At 63.4% G+C, this 22,687-nt stretch carries 19 protein-coding genes; 15 read left to right on the top strand and 4 right to left on the bottom strand.

All coding sequences use genetic code 11. From position 1 onward, the window contains the following. Window positions 1–167 precede the first annotated feature (167 nt). The 3 genes from dusB to purH are packed head-to-tail and all read left to right on the top strand — an operon-like array spanning window position 168 to window position 3,048. Window positions 168–1,235 (top strand): tRNA dihydrouridine synthase DusB, encoded by a 1,068-nt coding sequence (gene dusB, locus AQ12_RS18620; RefSeq protein ID WP_048441454.1) that lies wholly within the window; start codon window positions 168–170, stop codon window positions 1,233–1,235. Then, a complete protein-coding gene (locus AQ12_RS18615; protein WP_048441453.1) occupies window positions 1,216–1,455 on the top strand; it encodes a Fis family transcriptional regulator in 240 nt (79 codons plus the stop codon). Before dusB ends, AQ12_RS18615 begins: the two co-directional genes overlap by 20 nt. A 15-nt stretch (window positions 1,456–1,470) precedes the next feature. Next, the gene (gene purH, locus AQ12_RS18610; RefSeq protein ID WP_193388007.1) at window positions 1,471–3,048 is read left to right on the top strand and encodes a bifunctional phosphoribosylaminoimidazolecarboxamide formyltransferase/IMP cyclohydrolase; all 1,578 of its coding nucleotides are present in this window, start codon (window positions 1,471–1,473) and stop codon (window positions 3,046–3,048) included. Here the strand turns inward: purH and hemL are convergent. Together hemL and AQ12_RS18600 are read right to left on the bottom strand one after the other, a co-directional pair. Next, window positions 3,020–4,363 (bottom strand): glutamate-1-semialdehyde 2,1-aminomutase, encoded by a 1,344-nt coding sequence (gene hemL, locus AQ12_RS18605; RefSeq protein ID WP_048441451.1) that lies wholly within the window; start codon window positions 4,361–4,363, stop codon window positions 3,020–3,022. The two genes, purH and hemL, sit on opposite strands and share 29 nt — an antisense overlap. Continuing rightward, entirely contained in the window at window positions 4,347–5,276 is a 930-nt protein-coding gene (locus tag AQ12_RS18600) for a bifunctional hydroxymethylpyrimidine kinase/phosphomethylpyrimidine kinase (RefSeq protein ID WP_238587764.1), read from the bottom strand. The genes hemL and AQ12_RS18600 overlap by 17 nt, the downstream gene beginning before the upstream one ends. Before the next feature lie 161 nt (window positions 5,277–5,437). On the opposite strand from AQ12_RS18600, the gene AQ12_RS22545 reads away from it, so the two are divergent. The 6 genes from AQ12_RS22545 to AQ12_RS18575 all read left to right on the top strand — a co-directional run bounded on the left by AQ12_RS22545 (window position 5,438) and on the right by AQ12_RS18575 (window position 15,465). After that, a complete protein-coding gene (locus tag AQ12_RS22545) occupies window positions 5,438–5,590 on the top strand; it encodes a rubredoxin (protein ID WP_082151682.1) in 153 nt (50 codons plus the stop codon). Between the two features lie 69 nt (window positions 5,591–5,659). Next, complete coding sequence (locus tag AQ12_RS18595; protein WP_048441449.1) at window positions 5,660–6,052, top strand: PleD family two-component system response regulator; 393 nt, start codon at window positions 5,660–5,662, stop codon at window positions 6,050–6,052. Next, window positions 6,052–6,417: a response regulator transcription factor gene (locus AQ12_RS18590; protein WP_048441448.1), complete on the top strand. Its 366-nt coding sequence runs from the start codon at window positions 6,052–6,054 to the stop codon at window positions 6,415–6,417. Before AQ12_RS18595 ends, AQ12_RS18590 begins: the two co-directional genes overlap by 1 nt. Window positions 6,418–6,440: 23 nt before the next feature. Next, the gene (locus AQ12_RS18585; protein WP_048441447.1) at window positions 6,441–6,971 is read left to right on the top strand and encodes a chemotaxis protein CheW; all 531 of its coding nucleotides are present in this window, start codon (window positions 6,441–6,443) and stop codon (window positions 6,969–6,971) included. A 36-nt stretch (window positions 6,972–7,007) separates the two neighbouring features. Further along, window positions 7,008–9,287 (top strand): methyl-accepting chemotaxis protein, encoded by a 2,280-nt coding sequence (locus AQ12_RS18580; protein ID WP_048441446.1) that lies wholly within the window; start codon window positions 7,008–7,010, stop codon window positions 9,285–9,287. Window positions 9,288–9,345: 58 nt separating this feature from the next. Then, window positions 9,346–15,465: an Hpt domain-containing protein gene (locus AQ12_RS18575; RefSeq protein WP_048441445.1), complete on the top strand. Its 6,120-nt coding sequence runs from the start codon at window positions 9,346–9,348 to the stop codon at window positions 15,463–15,465. Between the two features lie 18 nt (window positions 15,466–15,483). On the opposite strand, the gene AQ12_RS18570 is transcribed toward AQ12_RS18575, so the two are convergent. Continuing rightward, on the bottom strand, window positions 15,484–16,935 hold the full coding sequence (locus AQ12_RS18570; protein WP_048441506.1) for a deoxyribodipyrimidine photo-lyase: 1,452 nt from the start codon (window positions 16,933–16,935) through the stop codon (window positions 15,484–15,486). Window positions 16,936–16,957: 22 nt separating this feature from the next. On the opposite strand from AQ12_RS18570, the gene AQ12_RS18565 reads away from it, so the two are divergent. Genes AQ12_RS18565 through AQ12_RS18540 form a run of 6 tightly spaced genes read left to right on the top strand, consistent with a single transcriptional unit; the run spans window position 16,958 to window position 21,553 of the window. Beyond that, on the top strand, window positions 16,958–17,557 hold the full coding sequence (locus tag AQ12_RS18565) for a YqgE/AlgH family protein (protein WP_048441444.1): 600 nt from the start codon (window positions 16,958–16,960) through the stop codon (window positions 17,555–17,557). After that, a complete protein-coding gene (gene ruvX / locus AQ12_RS18560; protein ID WP_082151681.1) occupies window positions 17,554–17,967 on the top strand; it encodes a Holliday junction resolvase RuvX in 414 nt (137 codons plus the stop codon). The genes AQ12_RS18565 and ruvX overlap by 4 nt, the downstream gene beginning before the upstream one ends. Then, window positions 17,964–18,509, top strand: a complete 546-nt coding sequence (pyrR, locus tag AQ12_RS18555; protein ID WP_082151680.1) for a bifunctional pyr operon transcriptional regulator/uracil phosphoribosyltransferase PyrR — start codon at window positions 17,964–17,966, stop codon at window positions 18,507–18,509. Before ruvX ends, pyrR begins: the two co-directional genes overlap by 4 nt. Beyond that, window positions 18,509–19,471 carry an aspartate carbamoyltransferase catalytic subunit gene (locus tag AQ12_RS18550; protein ID WP_048441442.1) on the top strand — a complete coding sequence of 321 codons (963 nt, stop codon included), beginning with the start codon at window positions 18,509–18,511 and terminating at the stop codon, window positions 19,469–19,471. The genes pyrR and AQ12_RS18550 overlap by 1 nt, the downstream gene beginning before the upstream one ends. Window positions 19,472–19,502: 31 nt before the next feature. After that, on the top strand, window positions 19,503–20,810 hold the full coding sequence (locus AQ12_RS18545) for a dihydroorotase (protein ID WP_048441441.1): 1,308 nt from the start codon (window positions 19,503–19,505) through the stop codon (window positions 20,808–20,810). 5 nt (window positions 20,811–20,815) lie between these two features. Then, window positions 20,816–21,553 (top strand): 1-acyl-sn-glycerol-3-phosphate acyltransferase, encoded by a 738-nt coding sequence (locus tag AQ12_RS18540; protein ID WP_048441440.1) that lies wholly within the window; start codon window positions 20,816–20,818, stop codon window positions 21,551–21,553. Here the strand turns inward: AQ12_RS18540 and AQ12_RS18535 are convergent. Further along, entirely contained in the window at window positions 21,524–22,630 is a 1,107-nt protein-coding gene (locus AQ12_RS18535) for an ABC transporter ATP-binding protein (RefSeq protein WP_048441439.1), read from the bottom strand. The two genes, AQ12_RS18540 and AQ12_RS18535, sit on opposite strands and share 30 nt — an antisense overlap. Between the last annotated feature and the right edge of the window lie 57 nt (window positions 22,631–22,687).

Genomic DNA, 22,687 nt, shown 5'->3' with positions numbered 1-22,687 from the left:
GCGTGCACGAGTTTACAGATGGCGCGAGCCACGTCGTGTAGGTGCAGGTGCCCTGTTGACTGGCACGCAAGCGCGCCGAAGCGGCACGCAATTGATTTCAGCCGCTGAAATCGGGCGGGCATACAATCGTGCCTCATTTTTCAGCAGCACCCAGCCTTCTCACCTCCATGAACATCGGCCCGTACACCCTGGCGAACAACCTGTTCGCAGCGCCGATGGCGGGCGTGACGGACCGACCGTTCCGGCAGCTGTGCCGTGCGCTCGGCGCTGGGTATGCGGTGAGCGAGATGGTGACCTCGCAGCGCGATCTGTGGAACAGCCTCAAGACATCGCGCCGTGCCAATCACGATGGCGAGCCCGGTCCCATCGCGGTGCAGATCGCGGGCACTGAAGCAGCCATGATGGCGGATGCTGCGGTCTACAACATTGACCGCGGCGCGCAGATCATCGACATCAACATGGGCTGTCCTGCCAAGAAGGTGTGTACCAAGTGGGCGGGCTCGGCACTCATGCAGGACGAGCCGCTGGCGGTGGCCATCGCGCGCGCAGTCGTCGATGCATGCGCGCCGCGCGGCGTGCCGGTCACGCTCAAGATGCGCACCGGCTGGTCGCAGGCCAATCGAAATGCCGTGACGCTGGCTCGCGCCTTTGAAGATGCCGGCATACAGATGCTCACCGTGCATGGCCGCACCCGCGAGCAGGGCTATCGCGGGTTCGCCGAGTACGACACCATCGCAGCCGTGAAAGCGGCGGTAAGCATTCCGGTCGTGGCCAACGGCGACATCACTTCGCCGGAAAAAGCGCGCGATGTACTGGCCTACACGCGGGCCGACGCGATCATGATCGGTCGCGCCGCTCAGGGTCGCCCGTGGATCTTTCGCGAGGTGGCGCATTTTCTGGAAACCGGCACGCACCTGGCGCCGCCGCTCGTGGCCGAAGTGCGCAGGCTTCTCATCGAACACCTGCAGGATCACTACGCCCTCTATGGCGAGTTCACCGGTGTGCGCAGCGCGCGCAAGCACATCGCCTGGTATGTGAAGGGGCTCGCTGGCGCGCCGGAGTTTCGCGCGCGCATGAACCTGATCGAGGACTGCGGCGAGCAGCTGCGAGCCGTGGGCGAGTATTTCGATGCGCTTGCGGCTTGCGGCGACCGCATGCCCGCCGTGTCGGCCGCCATCTGTGACGACGAACAACAACAAGAGACGTGCAATCCGCATGAGCAAGAAACATATTGAAGAGTGCGTTCGCGCCAGCCTCGAAAGCTATTTCCGCGACCTGCGCGGCATCGAGCCGGACGGCATGTACGAAATGCTGGTCAAGGCGGTCGAAAAGCCGCTGCTGGAAGTCGTGATGGACAAGGCCGACCAGAACCAGTCCAAGGCCGCCGAGTGGCTGGGCCTGAACCGCAACACGCTGCGCAAGAAGCTTCTGGAACACCGGCTCCTCAAGGGTTGAACGCCCTTTATTTCTATCCACATGAACGCACTCATTTCTGTTTCCGACAAAGCCGGCATCGTTGAATTTGCGCGGGCGCTGCATGCGCTTGGCATTCGGCTCATCTCCACGGGTGGCACTGCGAAGTTGCTGGCCGAGCAGGGCCTTCCTGTCACCGAAGTCGCCGAGGTCACCGAATTTCCGGAGATGCTTGACGGCCGCGTGAAGACGCTGCATCCCAAGGTGCACGGCGGGCTGCTCGCGCGCCGTGATCTGCCCGAGCACATGGCCGCGCTGAAGGCGCATTCGATCGACACGATCGACCTGCTGGTGGTGAATCTCTATCCGTTCGAGGCCACGGTCGCCAAGGCGGGTTGCACGCTCGAAGACGCGATCGAGAACATCGACATCGGCGGACCTGCGATGGTGCGCTCGGCGGCCAAGAACTGGAAGGATGTGGGCGTCGTGACGGACGCATCGCAATACCCGCTGGTGCTGCAGGAGTTGCAGACGGCCGGCAAGCTCTCGGACAAGACGCGCTTTTCGCTGTCGGTGGCTGCGTTCAATCGCATCAGCAATTACGACGGCGCGATCAGCGACTATCTGTCCAGCATCCAGGAAGATGGAAGCCGCAGCTTGTTCCCCGCGCAATCGAACGGCCGATTCGTCAAGCTGCAGGACCTGCGTTACGGCGAAAACCCGCATCAACACGCAGCGTTCTACCGCGACCTGTATCCAGCGCCGGGCTCGCTCGTGAGCGCGAAGCAGTTGCAGGGCAAGGAGCTGTCGTACAACAACATCGCCGATGCTGATGCGGCCTGGGAGTGCGTCAAGAGTTTCGATGTGGGCGCGTGCGTCATCGTCAAGCACGCCAATCCGTGCGGTGTGGCGCTGGGCAGGACATCGCTGGCGGCTTACTCGAAGGCGTTGCAGACCGATCCGACGTCTGCGTTCGGCGGCATCATTGCCTTCAATCGCGAAGTCGACGAGGAAGCCGCGCAGGCGGTTGCCAAACAGTTTGTGGAAGTGCTGATGGCGCCTTCGTTCACGCGTGAGGCGCTGGCTGTTTTCAAGTCCAAGGTGAACGTCCGCATCCTTGAAATTGCATTGCCGCCCGGCGGCACCACCGATTGGGACAACGGCCGCAATGCGGTGGACGTCAAGCGTGTCGGCTCAGGGCTTCTGGTGCAGACCGCAGACAACCGCCAGATGTCCGTTGGCGAGCTGAAGGTCGTGACCAGGAAGCAGCCGACGCCCCAGCAGCTGGAAGACTTGCTGTTCGCCTGGAAGGTCGCCAAGTACGTGAAGTCCAACGCCATCGTCTTTTGCAAGGACGGCATGACCATGGGCGTGGGGGCCGGCCAGATGAGCCGGCTCGATTCCGCGCGCATCGCTGACATCAAGGCAAAGCATGCCGGCTTGTCGCTGGTGGGGACCGTGGCGGCGAGCGATGCGTTCTTTCCGTTTCGCGACGGCCTGGATGTGATCGTTGATGCAGGCGCGACCTGCGTGATTCAGCCAGGCGGCAGCATGCGCGATGACCAGGTGATCGCCGCCGCCGATGAGCGCGACGTGGCCATGGTCTTCACGGGCGTGCGGCACTTTCGCCACTGACCCGGGCGCCGAACCCTTCGGCGAACACTTCGCGAGCGGCTTGAAGTGTTTGCGCGATGTCGTCATCGCCGTGGGCCGAACTCACGAACCCTGCTTCATAAAGGGCAGGTGCGATGTAGACGCCGCGGTCCAGCAAGCCGTGGAACAGCTGGTTGAATCGCGCGCCGTCGCTCTTCATGACGGCGGGGTAGTTCTGCGGCAATTCAGGCAGCAGAAAAAAGCCGAACATGCCGCCTTCGCAGTCGCTGGCAAATGCGACGCCCTGCGCGTCGGCCTCGGCTTGCAGACCCGTCGCGAGCGAACGCGTCTTTGCAGCGAGCTGGTCATAGAAATCGGGCTTGCGAATTTCGTTCAGGGTCGCAAGACCGCATGCGGTGGCGACCGGGTTGCCTGACAGCGTCCCTGCCTGATAGACGGGCCCGAGCGGCGCCAGCATTTCCATGACGGCGCGTTTGCCGCCAAACGCAGCCAGCGGCATGCCGCCGCCGATCACTTTTCCGAGCACGGTGACGTCGGGCGCAAAGCCGGGGATGTCGCGTGCGTAGATGGACTGCGCGCCACCGAGGGCCACGCGAAATCCCGTCATGACTTCATCGAACACCAGCAGCGCGCCGTGCTGCGTGCACAGCTCGCGGCAGCGCCGCATGAAGGGCACGCTCGCGCGCACGAAGTTCATGTTGCCGGCGATCGGCTCGATGATCAGGCACGCAAGCTCAGGTCCGTGAAGCGCGAACGCTTCTTCAAGCTGCTGGATGTTGTTGTATTCGAGCACGAGCGTGTGCTGCACGACTTCGGGCGGCACGCCGGCGCTGGTGGGGTTGCCGAATGTTGCAAGGCCGGAGCCCGCCTTCACGAGCAGCGCATCGGCATGGCCGTGGTAGCAACCCTCGAACTTGATCAGCTTGCTGCGACCTGTCGCGCCGCGCGCCAGGCGTATCGCACTCATCGCGGCTTCAGTGCCGGAGCTGACGAGGCGGACCATCTCGATGGAGGGCACCAGGTCGATGATGGCCTGCGCGAGATCGACCTCGCGCTCGGTCGGCGCGCCGAACGAAAAACCGTCGAGCACCGCGCGCTGCACGGCTTCAACCACTGCTGGGTGGCCGTGCCCGAGGATCATCGGACCCCAGGAACCGATGTAGTCGATGTAGCGCTTGCCGTTCGCGTCCCAGAAATGCGGCCCCTGCGCGCGTTGCACGAACCGCGGCGTGCCGCCCACCGCGCGAAACGCACGCACGGGCGAATTCACGCCGCCGGGAATCAGCGCCTTTGCGCGGTCAAAGAGTTGCTGGTTGCGATCAGTGTTTGGTGTCATTGGCTGGCATGTCGAGAACTTGGAGGGCCTGGGCTTCTTCGGGTGTCAGCTCGCCAGGGTCGCCTTCGGGCTGGGCCCAGAAGAGCCGGTCGGGCACGACGTTGCCCATGCCGGGACGAAAGCCCGCATCCAGCGAACGATCGAGATAGGCCAGCGCTTCACTGGCGGCGCCCACCAGGTCGCTGCCGCTCGCAACCAGCGCGGCGAGTGCTGCCGAGAGAGTGTCGCCGGCGCCGGAAAAAGTTGCTTCGAAGCGTTCGAATTTTTCGCTGCCCAAAACCGACTCCGGCGTGGCCAGTACGTTGTCGATGTATTGATCCGGCAACGGAATGCCTGTGACCAACGTATAGGGCACACCCATCTCGGATGCGGCCTTTGCGATGTCACGCGCAGTGGGGCTCTTGTCGCTGCTCCAGTCGGGCAGCAGCCAGCGCCAGAGCGTGCTGTGGTTTCCTACCAACACGGTTGTCTGGGGCAGCAACAGTTCGCGAAAGGCATCGAGGTACAGGTCGATCTGCGACTCTTCCCACCATGACAGGTTGGGCATGTAGGCGATCAGTGGAATCTCTGCATAGTCGGCCGCGATCTCGGCGATGGTGCTGACCGCTTCGGGGCTTCCGACGAATCCGACCTTGAACACCTGGACCTGCACATCTTCCAGAATGGCGCGGGCCTGTTCAGCAACGGCTTCTTCATCAAATGCGAAATGGTCGAACACTTCGGCGGTGTCGCGTGCATAGGCACCGGTGACAACGGGAAGCGCATGAGCGCCGACGGATGCAATCGCGCTGATGTCGGCGGCAAGGCCGCCTGCGCCGCTCGGATCGCTCGCGTTGAACACGATGACGCATGCGGGATTGCCGTCGTTGTCGTCGTCTTCAACGGCCGGATCGGAGCCGGTTTCGTCAGGCATGTTGGGGTTTGTCATAGGCCTCGAATCTTCCAGCCGACGGCACGCTTTGTTCTTGTGCAATGCCTAAGTCGCGTCAATGCAAAAGTGCAGCGAAGGGCCTCGATACAATCGTTGCATTCTATTCGAAGGCCCTTTAAGCTGTGACTGATACTAAAACGTGGATGTGTCTTATCTGCGGCTGGATTTACGACGAAGCCGCCGGTTCTCCTGATGATGGTATTGCGCCAGGAACGCCTTGGTCTGCAGTGCCGATGAACTGGACTTGCCCTGAGTGCGGTGCACGCAAGGAAGATTTTGAAATGGTGCAAATTTAAGCGGTGGGTTGTTACATCTTCGGATGATGCCGCGCCCCGGGAAGTTACAAGTATGAGGAGCAGCGTCAAGTGAGCACGACTGGGTTCAAGGTGCTGGTGATCGACGACAGCAACACGATCCGGCGAAGTGCGGAGATCTTCCTGAAGCAGGGTGGCCACGACGTGCTGTTGGCTGAAGACGGCTTTGATGCGTTGGCCAAGGTCAACGACTATCAACCGAACCTGATCTTCTGCGACATCCTCATGCCCCGCCTGGATGGTTATCAAACCTGCGCCATCATCAAGCGCAACGCAAGGTTCGCCTCGGTGCCGGTCGTGATGCTGTCTTCCAAGGACGGTGTGTTCGACAAGGCCAGGGGCCGCATGGTCGGCTCACAGGACTACCTGACCAAACCATTTACCAAGGACCAATTGCTGCAGACCGTGCAGCAGTTCGGATCCGCCAGAGAAGGAGTGGCGTGATGCCAATACAAAAAGTGCTCGTTGTGGATGATTCCAAGACCGAGTTGATGTTCATGACGGACCTGCTCCAGAAAAACGGCTTTGCCGTGAAGACCGCCGAAAACGCGGAAGACGCATTCAAGCGTCTTGCCGAAGACAAGCCCGACCTGATCCTGATGGATGTGGTCATGCCCGGCCAGAACGGTTTCCAGCTGACACGCGCCATCACGCGCGACCCGCTCTACGCAGACGTTCCCATCATCATGTGCACCAGCAAGAACCAGGAGACCGACCGTGTCTGGGGTATGCGCCAGGGCGCTCGTGACTACATCACGAAACCCGTGGATGCCGACGAGCTGATGGCCAAGATCAAGGCCCTGAGCTGATCGCCTAGCGAGCCTTCCCATACATGGCCAATCGCGAAGCCCTCAGAGAACTCCAAAGCCGGCTTGCGAGCCGGCTACAGGCGGCACGGACCGAGGGCGTGCAGGCGTCGTGGCTCGCCGTGGAATCCGCTGGTAGCAAGTACCTGTTCCCGCTCGCGCAGTCCGGCGAGATTTTTCCTTACGCCAATCCTTTGCATGTGCCCTATACGCAGGCATGGTTCATGGGTGTGGCCAACTTGCGCGGTGGTTTGTACGGCGTGGTCGACCTGTCGGGCTTTCTGGCCGGCGGCGCGCCTGCGATGCGCTCCGATGCAACGCGTGCCGAGTCGCGGCTGGTGGCCCTCAATGCCATGCTCGAAGTCAATTGCGCGTTGCTGATCGATCGACTCGCAGGCTTGCGAAACATCGACGCCTTCACTTCATCGAGCGCGCCCCCCGAGGGCGCGCCGGACTATTTCGGCAGCGGTTATACCGATGCCAACGGCGTCTTCTGGCAGGAACTCAACCTGCAGGCGCTCTCCCAGCAACCCCAGTTTCTGAGCATCAGCGCTTGAAGCGCATAGAACAGCATTCCCCGGAAGGCCCGCACCATGTCCGTCGTTGACTCCCTGAAAAACCTGTTCTCGAAAAAAGACGCCGAGCCTTCGGTCGATCACTCCGGTGAACTCAGTCTCGGCATGCCCGACCCATCGGTGGATCCGGGTAACCCGAGTTCCGCCGATGCACGCATGCTGGCTGCGCAGGCCGATCCCGATAGCGTGACCGACGATTCGGGTGCGCCTATGGAAACAGTCGATGAGGCCGACCTCATCTCGGTGCCGCTCCTGGGTCGCCGCACCATCGTCACGCACCAGCGCATCCTCTTCACCTTGCTGGCCCTGTCGCTGGTGGTGCTGGGTTCTGTGGCTATCTTTTCGGTGCGCCAGGCTGACACCGTTGCGCAGCAGGTGGCAGGCACCGGTCAGTCGCTGATGCAGTCGCAGCGCCTCGCAAAATCGGTTTCACAGGCGCTGGTGGGCAGCCCGCAGGCGTTTCCTGACGTGAAGGAAAGCGCGGACGTGCTGGCTCGTACGGTCCGTGGATTGAAAGACGGCGACGAAGCCTTGCGTATCCAGCCCGTCTCAACCGAATACCAGGAAGACGTCACCAAGATCACGCCGCTCATGGAGCGCGCCGAAAAGAATGCGGCGACCGTGATGGCGCAGCAGAAGATCTTGACGCAGGTGGGTACCGCGCTTCGCACCATCAACCGTCAATCCTCCGACCTGCTGGAAATCGCCGAGACAGTTTCGTCGCTCAAGCTCCAGCAAAACGCCGCGCCTGCCGAGATCTCCGCAGCCGGCCAGCTGGTGATGTTGACCCAGCGTATCGGTAAGTCGGCCAACGAGTTCCTGACGATGGAGGGCGTGTCGCCCGAGGCGGTGTTCCTGCTGGGCAAGGACTTGAACTCGTTCAAGGAAATCGCACAGGGCTTGCTTGACGGCAGCCCCGAACTGCGCCTGACCGGTTCGAAAGACCCGCAGACCCGTGAGCGCCTGGAAGCGCTGATGAAGTTGTACGAGCAGACCCGCACGCAGGCTGGCGCCATTCTGGGCAACCTGCAGGGTCTGGTGTCCGCGCGTGAAGCGCAGGCCGCGATCATTGCAGACAGCGAGCCGCTGCGCCGCTCGATGGAAGACCTGCAGGGCAAGCTGTCGTCGCGCACCGGCCTTGGCGCAGGCGCTCTCACAACGCTGGCGCTGTCGTCGATCTTCGCCATTCTCTGCGCCGTGGGCCTGGCCTACGTGCAGCTGCAGGACTCGCGCAAGCGGCAGGTGGTTGCGGAGCAGCAGCGACTCGAAGCCGAGCAGCAGGAGCAGGAAGCCAAGCGCGTGAACGACGCGAACCAGGCCGCAATTTTGCGACTGATGAACGAATTGCAGACAGTGGCTGAAGGCGATTTGACCCAGGAAGCCACGGTGACCGAGGACATCACGGGCGCCATCGCCGACTCGGTGAACTACACGGTTGAAGAGTTGCGCCAGCTGGTGGGTAACGTGCAGAACACGGCTACCAAGGTGGCGCAGACGACGGCGCAGGTGGAAAGCACCTCCACCGAGCTGCTGGCGGCTTCTACCGAGCAGCTGCGGGAAATTCGCGAAACCGGCCAGTCGGTGCTCGACATGGCAGGCCGGATTAACCAGGTGTCCGGCCAGGCGCAGGAATCGGCCCAGGTTGCGCGCCAGTCGCTGATGGCTGCCGAGTCGGGCCTTGCGGCCGTGCAGAACGCCATCGGCGGTATGAACTCGATTCGCGACCAGATCCAGGAAACCTCCAAGCGGATCAAGCGACTGGGCGAATCGTCCCAGGAGATTGGCGAAATCACCGAGCTGATTTCCGACATTACCGAACAGACCAACGTGCTGGCGCTCAACGCCGCAATTCAGGCGGCGTCAGCCGGTGAAGCCGGACGAGGTTTCTCGGTGGTGGCCGAAGAAGTGCAGCGACTGGCTGAACGCTCCGCAGACGCTACGCGGCAGATCTCGGCGCTGGTGAAGGCGATTCAGACCGACACACAGGATGCAGTGGCCGCCATGGAGCGATCCACGCAGGGTGTGGTGGAAGGAGCAAAGCTCTCCGACAACGCAGGTACCGCGCTGACCGAGATTGACCAGGTGTCACGAAAACTGGCCGAGCTGATTGAGCAGATTTCGACCACCGCTGCACGCGAAGCCGAATCGGCCAACGTGGTGGCCGGCAACATCCAGCACATTTTTGCGGTGACGGAACAGACCGGTGAAGGTACGCGTTCCACGGCGCAGCAGGTGCGTGAACTCTCCCGGATGGCCGAAGAACTGCGCCAGTCGGTATCGCGATTCAAGATCGCCTAGTGTGGTCCTCCCCCGAAGCGCCGTAAAAGGTCGGTTGGCCGTCTGGCATAGGTGAGCAATGGAATCAACTACCGAAATCGATGTCGCTACCAATGACCTGGGCCCGTTGGCCTGGGTGCTGGACGAGCTTCGCAAATCACTCGAATCTGCGTCGGCGGCGCTCAGGCGTTTCGTGCGTGACACGGCCCTTGCGCGAGGCCAGGATATGGCTTCCGTCGATGGCGGCCAGCTTCGTATCGCGCGCCAGCAGTTGCACCAGGCGGTAGGCGCCCTTGAAATGGTGGGACTGGGCGCGCCAGCCCACATGCTGCGTTCCATGGAGTCGGCGGTCCAGAGATTCATCGAGCAGCCTGAGTTGTGCACCGAGACGGCCGCTGCCAAGGTGGAGCGAGCCGGCTATGCGCTGGCCGAGTATCTGGAAGGCGTGCTTTTGGGCAAGCCTGCGTCGGCTGTCGGACTGTTTCCCCAGTACCGCGATACGCAGGAACTCGCAGGCGCCGATCGTGTGCATCCTGCCGACCTCTGGTCGCTGGACTGGCGCTGGAATGATCCGCAGACGCCTCCGTCCAGAGAAGCCATCATTTACGACCCGGCCGTGCGCTCTCGCATGGACCAGGGCGTGCTCAAACTCGTCAAGACCGGTGATGTGGAAGCCGCTGCAGACCTCGCAGCCGTGACCCTGTCGCTCTCGGCGACGCAGTCGGCTCGCCAGCCCAAGATTTTCTGGAAAATCTGCGCCGCCTACTTCGAGGCACTCGCGATCGGGCTTTTGCCACTTGACCTGTATGTCAAGCGCGCGGCCTCACGCATCCTCCAGCAGTACGCATCACTTGCCAAGGGCGAGCAGGGCGTGTCGGACAGGCTGGCACACGATCTGGTGTTCTTTTGTTCCCAGGCGGTTCCGCGTCCGGGCGATGAAAGCCCTTGCCTGGATGCTGTTCGCCATGCCTGGTCGCTGGGTCGGTTTGTACCCGTGGACTATCACGCGACTCAATACGGCAGGTTCGATCCGGTGCTCCTGGCGCAGGCGCGCAAGCGCATCACGTCCGCCAAGGAGACGTGGTCCTCGCTCTCCGGAGGCGATGCCAACAAGCTCAAGAGTGTGGTGGACCAGTTTCATCTGGTCAGCGATTCACTGCTCAAGCTCCATCCGCCAAGCGGGCCGCTGGCGCAGGCGCTCACCAATGTGGTCGAAGGCATAGCCCGCACTGCGCGTCCGCCAGGCGCCGAGGTCGCGATGGAAGTCGCTACCGCTGTGCTCTATCTTGAAGCGGCCTTCCAGGATCTCGATCCCAACGACCCCCAGCTGGCGGTGCGCACGGCGCGACTGGCAGAACGACTCGACCAGGTTCGCCAGGGCGGGCAGCCCGAGCCCCTCGAAAGCTGGATGGAAGAGCTCTACCGGCGTGTGAGCGACCGCCAGACCATGGGTTCTGTGGTGGGCGAATTGCGTGGCACCCTGGGCGAACTCGAAAAACTGTTGGATCAGTACTTCCGGAACCTGCAGGACAAGACGCCGCTGCGCGATGCGCCGGCCCACCTGGCGCAGATGCGTGGTGTGCTGTCGGTGCTGGGCCTGGATCAGGCCGCCCAGGCCGTGGGTCGCATGCGCGAAGCCGTCGAAGAAATCATCGTCACCCAGGTCAATGAGGCACAGGCGCGTAGCGCCGGTACGTTCGACAAGCTGGGCAACAACCTGGGCGCTCTCGGCTTTCTGATCGACATGCTGAACTACCAGCCGGCGCTGGCCAAAAAGCTGTTCGTCTATGACGACAGCACCGGCGAGCTGCGTCCCCTGATGGGTCGCACCGGCGATGCCGACCAGACGCCGGGGGTGCAGCCCGAGCCGGTCGAACAGGCATCTGCGCCGGTACTCGAGCCATTGCCGGAGGCCGCTTTTGGCGAGTTGGCGCAGGCGCTCGATGGATTTGATCTGCCCGCCGCATCGGCTGCGCCGGAGGCGACGAAGGAGCACCCGACCGTCGCGATGCAGGCTGCCGCAGCCACACCCGCTGCCGCACCCGAACCCGACATCGAAGAAGACGACCTGCTCGACATCTTCCTGGAGGAAGCGCGCGAGGTTGTGCAGACCGGCCTGTCGGCCCTGGATGCACTGGCCGTCAATCCTGCGGACCTGGGCGAGCTCACCACGCTGCGCCGCGCCTTCCACACGCTCAAGGGCAGTTCGCGCATGGTCGGCCTGGACGAATACGGCGAGGCCGCCTGGTCGCTCGAGCAACTGATCAACACCTGGCTTGCAGACCAGAAACACGCGACAGACGAGCTGCGCGTGCTGGCCCGTGACGCGATGCGCGGCTTCGGTCGCTGGACTGAAGATATCGCCCGGCACGACGACGCGATGTGGAAGGCAGGCGTCTTTCGTGCTCCTGCCGACGCACTGCGAGTCGACAACAAGCTGGTTGCATTTGACTTTCCGGTCGCCATGTCCGGATTCGGTGACCTCGGCGCGGCGCCACAAGAGCCCGTTGAGATCGAGGCCGTTGACATTGAAGATGCAGTGCAGGAGATCGACCTGCCAGTGGTTGCGAGCGAAGTGCAGGCCGTTGATACCGATGCTGCCGATGCACCGGTGTTTGAACTGCCCGAAGTTGCGCAGGACGTGGACGAAACAATCGAGCTCGATGCACCCGCTTTGCCCGAATTCGAGCCAGCAGGATTTGATTCGACGCAGATCATTCGGCCCGCGCTCACCGAGCCGGCGCCGCCGGTAGAAGTTTCGGTTGAAGCGTTGGGTGCCGATTTCGACTTTGATTTCGAAGCCGATCCCGTCCCCGTCCCTGCGGCCCTGGTCACCGAGCTACCGTCAGAGATTGACGGCATCGATTTCGACAGCCTGGCAGCTGTCGCAGGCCCTGCCGCCCTGCAGCCCTCGGCCAGCGTCGAAGCCGACGAGCAGTTTGCAGCCGAAGCCGCACACCCGGACCTGGAGCCGCCTGACGAAGTTGACGAGCAGGTGAAGGTGATTGGGTCGCTTCGAATCGGCATCCCCTTGTACAACGTGTACCTGAACGAGGCCGATGAGTGGTCCCGCCGCCTGGCCAATGAGGTCAGCGAGTGGGCGCTCGAACTTGATCAGCCCGTGCCTGATTCCACCGTGGGCCTGGCGCATGCGCTGGCAGGCAGTTCGGCCACGGTCGGCTTTCACGCCTTGTCGGATATCGCCCGGGCGCTGGAGGACTCGCTGGCACACGCCCAGACCCTGGCCTATTGCACGCCAGCGCACGGCGCGGCGTTCACCGATGCGGCGGAAGAAATCCGTCGTCTGCTACATCAGTTCGCCGCAGGCTTCCTGAAAGAACCTGCCTTCGGGATTGTGGAATCGCTGCAAGCCCTGGGTGAACTGGACATCGCAAAGCGCGATGACGCCCCAGACTCGGCCATGCCGGCCATGCCGGGCATGAGCGGATTTGGTGATCTCGATTTCGCGGCGCAGGAGCCTGCGGTTGCGCCGCAGCCGATTGCTGTCACCGTTCCCGATACCGTGCCTGAGGCGGTCGAAGCCGTCGCACAGCCCATGTTCGAGTCGCCGGCTGAGCCTGTAATCGAACCACTGTCTGAGCCAGCGGGCGAGGAAATTTCCCTCGAAGCGCCCCTCATCGAGGAATTTGTATTCGAAGAGCCTGCCGCTCAAGCGCCCATTCGGCCAATCGAGCCGATCGAGCCGATGGTGTCCTCCAGGTCGTTCGAGCCGGTGCCGGTTTTCCAGCCGGTATCCGATGTGCCGGAGGCGGCCCGGCGTACCGTCGTCGCCCTGAATGATGATGACGACGATATCGACGTTGAAGACGCGCTTGATCCCGATCTCTTCCCGATCTTCGAGGAAGAAGCGATCGAGCTGATGCCGCAGCTCGGTGGCGCGCTGCGCCAGTGGAGTGCGCGTCCGGACAATCGCAGCGCGCGCGACGAAGCGTTGCGCGCCTTGCACACGCTCAAGGGCAGCGCGCGGCTGGCCGGCGCCTTGCGGCTGGGCGAGCTCGCGCACCGCATGGAATCCGAGATCGAGTATCTCGGCATGGACGCGGTGAGCACCGAAAACATCGAGCCGATCCTGCAACGCCATGACAGCATGCAGGCGACCTTCGAGACCTTGCGGGTCACAGGGCTTGCCGGCATCGCCAATGCCGCCGACGCGGTAGCGCCAACGCTGTATGAGCAACCCGTGGCCGAGCCGGAGTCACTTGCCGCAGCGCAAGATGCGTTCGCCGAGTCAGCGCAGCAGCAACCGCAGCCGATGGCGCGCGCGCTGATCGCCCGCCCGGTCACCACCAACATCGCGCCGCAACGCGCAGCCGCCAACCAGGCCGTTCGCGTTCGCTCGCAACTGCTGGACCGCCTGGTCAACCAGGCCGGCGAGGTGATGATCACCCGTTCGCGCCTGGAGGCAGAACTGCGGCAATTGCGCAGCTCGCTCACCGACCTCACAGGCAACCTGGACCGGCTGCGCGCACAGCTGCGCGACATCGAGCTGCAGGCTGAATCGCAGATGCAGTCGCGCCTTGCTCAAGCCAAGGATTCGGCAGCCGGATTCGATCCGCTCGAATTCGACCGCTTCACCCGCGTGCAGGAACTGACGCGCATGATGGCCGAGTCGGTGAACGACGTGGCAACCGTGCAGCGCAATTTGCAGCGAACGGTGGAGTCGACGGAAGACGACCTGATTGCGCAGGCTCGCCAGACGCGCGAATTGCAGCGCGACCTGCTTCGTACCCGCATGGTGGAGTTCGAAGGTATCTCCGAACGCCTGTACCGTGTGATCCGCCTGGCCTCCAAGGAAACCGGCAAGCAGGTGAAGCTGGACATCACCGGCGGCTCGATCGAAATGGACCGCGGCGTACTGGACCGCATGACGCCCGCGTTCGAGCACTTGCTGCGCAACTGCGTGGCGCACGGCATCGAAGACCCGGTTGCGCGCACCGCAGCCGGCAAGGATGCGGCGGGCACCATCCTCATTGGCCTGCACCACGAGGGCAATGACGTGTCGGTCGAGTTCCGCGATGACGGCGCCGGCCTGAACGTGCCGCGCATCCGCGACAAGGCCTTGCAGCAGGGACTCATCACGGCGGACCAGGAGCTGTCCGACCAGGAAGCGGCCAATCTCATCTTCATGCCGGGCTTTTCAACGGCCACGGAAATCACCGAGCTTTCGGGGCGTGGTATCGGCATGGACGTGGTTCGCGCCGAAGTCAACGCGCTCGGCGGCCGTATCGAAACGACCACGAAGTCGGGGCAGGGCACGAGTTTCAAACTGGTGCTGCCTCTGACGACTGCCGTAACGCAGGTGGTGATGATCCGCACCGGCAAGCTGTCCATTGGTGTTCCTGCCAACGTGGTGGAAGTGGTTCGCCGCGCGACGCCCAAGGAACTCGAACAGGCCTATGCCACCGGCACCTACGACGTCGGCGGCGAGAAAGTTCCTTTCTACTGGTCGGGTGCGCTGCTGCAATCTTCGACGCGAAGCCTGGAGCCGCAGGGCCGCACGCTTCCGGTTGTTGTGTTCCGAAGCGCTGCACAGCGCGTTGCCATGCACGTCGACGAAGTGCTGGGCAACCAGGAAGTGGTGGTGAAGAACCTGGGCCCGCAGCTTGCGCGCTTGCCGGGTCTTGCCGGCATGACCGTGCTTGCTTCAGGCGCGGTGGTGCTGATTTACAACCCCGTGGCGCTGACCACGGTGTATGGCGACCAGGCCCGCACCATGAGTGCCGACGCAGCGCAGCCCGAGTCGCTTGACGCGGGTGGTGCGGTGGAAACGCCGGCAGAGCCGGTGCCGGTTGCACCGCAGATTCCGCTGGTACTGGTGGTGGACGATTCGATCACAGTGCGCCGCGTGACGCAGCGCCTGCTGCAGCGCGAAGGCTACCGCGTGGCGATGGCTGCCGATGGCCTCCAGGCGCTCGAACGGCTGGCTGAAGAAAAGCCAACGGTGGTGCTGTCCGACATCGAGATGCCGCGCATGGACGGATTTGACCTGGCGCGCAACATTCGTGGCGACCAGCGGCTCAAAGACCTGCCGATCATCATGATCACCTCGCGTATTGCTGAGAAGCACCGCGAGCACGCCCGGGAACTGGGCGTCGACCACTACCTGGGCAAGCCTTATTCGGAAGAAGAGTTGCTATCGCTGGTCAAGCACTACTGCAACGCGGCAGCGCTGGCCTAGTCCCGCTGGCCCATCAACCTACTGGCCTTTGACGACGGCGTAACGCTTCAAAGTCTTTTCCCGCGCTTCGTCGTGCATCACGATGGGCGCGGCATAGTTTTTTGTGGGGGCTGCCGTCCACGGCTCGTGAATCAGGCGGGGGCCTAACGCTGCCAATTGCGGCAGGTAGATCGCGATGAACTTCCCATCGGGGTCGAACCGGCGGCTCTGGCTGACCGGGTTGAAGATGCGAAAGTACGGCTGCGCGTCGCAACCGCTGGATGACGCCCATTGCCAGTTGCCATTGTTGGCAGACAGGTCGTAGTCGTTCAGTTGCTGCGCGAAGTAGCGTTCTCCCCGCCGCCAGTCGATGCCCAGGTCTTTCGTCAGGAAACTCGCAACGACCATGCGCAGGCGGTTGTGCATGTAGCCGGTGCTGTTGATCTGCGCCATCGCGGCATCGACCAGCGGATAGCCGGTGCGGCCCTCGCACCAGGCCGCGAAGTGTTCGTCGGCCTTCGGTCCTTCTTCCCACTGGATCGCGTCGTACGCGGGCCGAAAACTCGCGCCGCCGTGGTTGTGTCCTGCGACATGCGGAAAATTGGCGAGCACCTGGAAGAAGAAGTCGCGCCAGACCAGCTCGCTCAGCCAGGTCGCGGCGCCCACTGAGCCGGCTTCGTAACGCGGCAACGCACTGGCGACTGCTTCGCGAATCGAGATCGTGCCGAACCGCAAGTGCACACCCAGGTAGCTCGGGCCATTGATGGCGGGAAAGTTGCGCGTTTCGTCGTAGGCGTCGATGCGCCCTGCGAAGGTCTTCAGGAGCGTGCGGCCGCCGGATGTGCCCGTGGCAATCTGGAGGTCTTTGAAGTTGCTGGGCTCGAACCCGAGTTCAGCGAGCGATGGGACAGGGCCGCGCAAGTCAGCAGGCCGTTCTGCCAAGCGGCTTGCTCCAGCGTCCACAGGGTGCGGCGCAATCCCGGCAGGCCCCAATTTGGCCAGCCAGGCCCGCTTGTACGGTGTGAACACGGTATAGGGTGATTGCGCCTGGGTCAGCACCTCACGCCGCTCGAAGATCGTGTGGTCCTTGAATGTGTGGAACGCGATGCCGTGTGAAGCCAGCGCCGTGCGAACTTCGCTATCGCGCTGCAACGCCAGCGGCTCGTCGTCATGGTTGGCGAACACCGCGCGCGCGCCGAGTTGAACGGCGAGCCGCACGATCTCTTTCGCCGCCGCCGCATGGCAGGTGATGAGGCCTGCGCCAGCCCGCCCGGCCAGCGCGCGCAGATCCTCGTCGAGGGACGCGACCGACTCGCGAATGAACTCGACTCGCCGGTCGCGCCGGGGCAGTGAATCCAGGATGTCCTTGTCGAAGACGAATGCGCAGTGGACCTGCCCGCACGCCTGCAGCGCATGCGACAGCGCCGCGTTGTCGTGGGCGCGCAAGTCCCGGCGGAACCACACAAGACCCGCAGCGTAAGTTGAGTTCATCGAGGCGTTAAAATGTTCGATCATGCCTGCCGACGAATCGTCCATCAACCTGACGCATCATTTCCTCATAGCGATGCCGGGGCTTCAGGACGCAGCCTTTTCCAAATCCGTTGTTTACCTCTGCGAACACAGTGCGCGCGGCGCGCTGGGCCTGGTGATCAACAAGCCCAGCGACATCAACCTGGGCAATCTCTTTGACAAGGTCGAACTGCCGCTGGGGCGCAACGACTTGGCGCGAACGCCCGTCTTCCAGGGCGGCCCGGTGCAGACCGAGCGCGGCTTCGTCTTGCATGAAGCCGTCTTCACGCGCGAATCGGCGCCCAGCGAGCCGGTCTACGCCTCGACCATGACAATCCCCGGCGGTCTGGAGATGACCACCTCCAAAGATGTCCTGGAGGCGCTGTCCACCGGAGCCGGCCCGCGCAAGGTGCTGGTGTCGCTGGGCTACTCGGCCTGGGGCGAGGGCCAGCTCGAATCCGAACTGGCTGAGAACAGCTGGCTGACGGTGGGTGCGGACATCGCAGTCATCTTCGATACGCCGGTTGAGCAGCGGTATGAAAAGGCGCTCTCCCTCCTGGGCCTTCAGTCCTGGATGCTCTCTCCCGACGCGGGGCACGCGTGAGCGAGCTTCCTGCCACCGTCCCTTCCCATTTCCAGACGTTTCTTGCTTTCGATTACGGATTGAAGCGAACCGGCGTGGCCGTGGGCAATCGCATGCTGCGCACCGCGACGCCGCAAGCCACGATCAAGGCCGAAGGCGACGCGCGGCTGGTCCAGGCCGAGCTTCGCGTCAAAGAGTGGCAGCCCGATGCATTGGTCGTCGGCGTTCCCTTTCACCCTGACGGCGCGAGCCACGACAATACGGCGCGGGCGCGAAAATTCGCCCGGCAATTGCGCGGCAGGCTGAAGCTGCAAGTCTATGAAGTGGACGAGCGCTACAGCACCACCGAAGCGCTTTCGTCCGGCAGCGCCGACGCCGATGCGGGCGCTGCCTGCGTGATTCTTGAACAGTTCTTGAGGAGCCTGCCGTGAGCAGTCCGACCAACGCAGTACCCGGTGCTTTGGCACCTGGCGTGGGGGCCTTGTACCTCGACGCAGAGGCTTTGTACCGCGAGCTGCTGCGAGGCGTGCAGCAGATGGGCATCGCGAATGCGCGCCTGGTGGGCATCACCTCCGGCGGCGCATGGCTCGCGCAACGCCTGCACAAAGACATGAATCTTCCCGGCAGCGCGGGCGTGATTTCGTCGGCGATGCATCGCGACGATTTCGCCAAGCGCGGCCTGTCGGGCGCGGGCCAGCAGACGCAGCTCGAGTTCGACGTGAACGACGCGCACATCATCCTGCTGGACGACGTGCTGTTCACCGGTCGCACGATTCGCGCGGTCATCAACGAGCTGTTCGACTACGGCCGTCCCGCCAGCGTGAAGCTCGCGGTGCTGGTGGACCGTGGCGGGCGCGAGTTGCCAGTCCAGGCCGATTTCGCCGCCGCCCGCGTGACGCTGCCGTCATCGCAGTCGCTCTCGCTGGCGCAGGGCGATGCCGGCGAGTTCAGTTTCCGCATCGAGGAATCCTGATGCTCTACAAGCGCAATCCCCAACTCAATAAAAACGGCGAGCTGGTTCACCTGCTCTCGGTCGAGGGCCTGCCGCGCGACATCGTCACGCACATCCTCGATACCGCAGCGAGCTTCGTCAGCGTGAGCGACCGTGAAGTCAAGAAGGTGCCGCTGCTTCGAGGCAAGAGCGTGTTCAACCTCTTCTTCGAGAACTCCACGCGCACGCGAACCACGTTCGAGATTGCGGCGACGCGCCTGTCGGCCGACGTGATCAATCTCGATATCGCGCGCTCGTCGGCATCCAAGGGCGAGTCCCTGCTGGACACCATTGCGAATCTCTCGGCGATGGCCGCCGACCTGTTCGTCGTGCGGCACAGCGAATCCGGTGCGCCCTATCTGATCGCACAGCATGTCGCGCCGCATGTCCACGTCATCAACGCAGGTGATGGGAGGCACGCGCACCCGACCCAGGGCTTGCTGGACATGTACACGATCCGGCACTACAAGAAAGACTTCTCCAATCTCACCGTGGCCATCGTCGGTGATGTGCTGCATTCGCGTGTTGCGCGATCGGACATCCACGCGCTCACCACGCTGGGCTGCGCCGAGGTGCGCGTGGTCGGGCCCAAGACCCTGGTGCCCAGCGACATGGCGCAGATGGGCGTGCGTGTGTGCCACTCGCTCGAAGAGGGCATACGGGGCTGCGATGTCGTCATCATGCTGCGCCTGCAAAACGAACGCATGAGCGGCGCGCTGCTGCCTTCGTCGCAGGAATTCTTCAAGAGCTTCGGCCTGACGCAAGAGAAGCTGCAACTGGCCAAACCCGATGCCATCGTGATGCACCCGGGTCCGATCAATCGCGGCGTGGAGATCGACTCTGCCGTGGTCGATGGCAAGCAGAGCGTCATCTTGCCGCAGGTCACTTTCGGCATCGCGGTACGCATGGCGGTGATGAGCATTGTTGCGGGCAATGAGGCCTGAGCGCAGGCTTGAACAGAGGTCAGAACACAACATGAAAATCCTCATCAAGAACGGACGTGTCATCGATCCAGCATCGAACTTTGACGAGGTATGCGACATCGCGATTGCGGCGGGCCGTATCGTGTCAATCGCCAACACACCGCCCGGCTTCACGCCGAGCAAGGTGATGGACGCGAGCGGCTGCATCGTGGCGCCTGGCCTGGTTGACCTGGCCGTGCGGCTGCGCGAACCCGGTTACGAGCATGAAGGCATGCTGGAAAGCGAGATGGCGGCTGCGGTCGCTGGCGGTGTCACCAGCGTGGTGTGCCCGCCTGATACCGACCCTGTGCTCGATGAGCCGGGCCTGGTCGAGATGCTGAAATTTCGCGCCGAGAAGCTGCACCAGGCACGCGTGTTTCCGCTCGGTGCGCTCACCCGAGGCCTGCACGGCGAGATCCTGACCGAGATGGTGGAGTTGACCGAGGCCGGCTGCGTCGGTTTCAGCCAGGCGGAGATACCGCTTGCGAACACGCAGGTCCAGCAACGCGCGCTGCTTTATGCGGCGACTTATGGCTACACGGTGTGGCTTCGCCCGCAGGAGCTTCATCTGGGCGGCGGTGTCGCGGCCAGCGGCGCACTCGCAACCCGGCTGGGGCTTTCGGGTGTGCCTGTGGCCGCAGAGACGATTGCGCTGCACACGATCTTCGAGCTGATGAAGGTCACCGGCGCGAGCGTTCACATTTGCCGTTTGAGCAGCGCGGCAGGCGTCGAACTGGTCCGGCAAGCGAAGGCGCAGAAGCTGCCGGTCACCTGCGACATCAGCATCAATTCGCTGCACCTCACTGACAACGACATCGGCTACTTCGACAGCCGCATGCGCCTGAATCCGCCGCTGCGCCAGCAACGCGATCGCGATGCCTTGCGCGCCGGCCTGGCCGACGGCACCATCGATGCGCTTGTATCCGATCACACACCGGTCGATGAAGACGGCAAGACCTTGCCCTTCGCAGAAGCCGAGGCGGGCGCGACCGGCCTCGAGTTGCTGCTGGGCCTGTCGCTCAAGTGGGCGCAGGAAAGCGGCGTGGGTCTTGCGCGCGGCTTTGGAGTGATCACGAGCGAACCCGCGCGCGTGTTGGGTGCTTCGCTGGGCACCTTGCAGGCGAGCGTCGGCCAGCTGGTGGAAGGCGGTATCGCAGATGTTTGCGTGTTCGATGCGCAGGACGCGTGGACGGTCACCGATGAGGCGCTGCGCAGCCAGGGCAAGCACACGCCGTTCTCGGGCTACGAGCTGCCGGGACGCGTTCGCTGGACGATTGCCGCCGGCCAGGTGGCGTTTGAAAGCCGGCCGCGCGCGCACTGAGCCCGATGAAGTCGCTGCGCGCCGCGTGGAAACTGATGCGCGCTCTGGTGCATGGCATCGCGGGGCTGCTCACGATCACCTTGCTCTTTCCGCGCATGTCGCAGGTCGAGCGAGAGGCGCGTGTGCAGGCCTGGTCGCTGGAAATGCTGAAGGTGCTGGGCATCAAGCTGGAAGTGCATGGAGGGCCTCCTGCAGGCGGCCCCCTGCTGCTGGTCGCCAATCACATCTCGTGGCTCGACATTCTGGTGATGCACGCGGCGCGCTATTGCCGCTTCGTCTCCAAGGCCGACGTCAAGGACTGGCCCCTGATCGGGATGCTGGCAACAGGCGGGGGAACGATCTACATCGAGCGCGCATCCAGGCGCGATGCGATGCGGGTCGTGCATCGCATCACAGAGAGCCTGAAGGCCGGCGAAGTGGTCGCCGTCTTCCCCGAAGGCACCACGAGCGACGGCAAGACGCTGCTGCCCTTTCACGCCAACCTGATCCAGGCGGCGATCTCCGCCCAAGCGCCAGTGCAACCGGTGTCGCTGGATTACCTCGACGCGAAGACGCGAGAGATCAGCTTCGGGGCTCTCTACATCGATGACGACACGCTGGTCGGGTCGCTCTGGCGCGCATTGACGTCGCCGCCGATCACAGCCGTGGTGAACTTCGGCGAACCGCAGACCCACGACGGACGCAACCGGCGCGCGTGGGCCGAAGATCTGCGTTCAGCCGTGAATGCCTTGCGGCAGCCCTGAGCCTTCTGCTTCGTCGGTGCCGCCCCGTGCAAACGTGACGATGTGATCAACCTTGGCGCGAATGCCGATCCACTCGCCGATCTTGTGGTCGTGATGGCTGGGCACATGGGCCATCACGATCTCTCCGCTGGCAAGGCGCAGCGTGTAGAGAAATTCCGAACCGCGAAACGCCTTGCGGATGATCTCTGCCTTTACCGGTGCATCGTCGTCATGCACGATGTCATCGGCGCGCAGCAGCACGTCGTAGTCACCTTCGACAAGTCCCGGCGCCAGTGACGCGACATCGGTGAGGTCGCCCAGCGGTGTGTGGACGACCAGCCGCTTGCCGACTTCGCGCAGCGTGGCCGGTGCAAACACGCCGTGCCCGATGAAGTCAGCGACGAAGCGCGTGGCGGGCTGGTGGTAGAGGGTGTACGCATCGGCCCACTGGTGCAGATGTCCCTGGTGCATCACGCCGATGAAGTCGCCGGTGGCAAATGCCTCCAGCTGGTCGTGCGTGACGAACAGGGCCGTGGCTTGCGCGGCCTTGAGGATGGCGCGAATCTCGTGCGCGAGGCGTTCACGCAGATCGACATCGAGATTGGAAAACGGCTCGTCCAGAAGCAGCAGGCGCGGTTTGGGAGCGAGCGCACGCGCCAGCGCCACTCGCTGCTGTTGGCCGCCAGACAACTCATGCGGAAACTGGCGCTGTATCCCCGCGAGTCCCACCAGCTGCAGGACTTCCGCCACGCGAGACGCGCGTTCGCTCTTGGGCAGGTGATGCAATCCGAACGCGACGTTCTGGCCGACATCGAGATGGGGAAACAGCGCGTAGTCCTGGAACACCATGCCCACGCGCCGCTGCTCGGCGGGCAGGTCGACCTGGGCACTGCCCACGACCTGGCCTGCGATGCGAATTTCGCCGGCCGTCACGCGTTCGAGGCCCGCGATGGCGCGCAAGAGCGTCGTCTTGCCGCATCCTGAAGGCCCGATCAACACCCCGATCTGCCCGGCGCGAAGCCCGAACGTCACGTCGTCCACCGCCGGCGTCGACCGCGACGGATATTGGATGGACAACTGCTTGACCTCGACGAACATGCCGCAATTCTAGATGCTTACAATTCTCATTTGCGTCCAAGAGCCCAGCGCTCTTCA

Origin of the sequence: Caenimonas sp. SL110, from assembly GCF_001044395.1 — a bacterium.
Taxonomy (GTDB): Bacteria; Pseudomonadota; Gammaproteobacteria; order Burkholderiales; family Burkholderiaceae_C; genus Ramlibacter.
The sequence above is the reverse complement of the archived record's forward strand: the minus strand, read 5'-3'. Positions and strand labels throughout refer to the sequence as shown.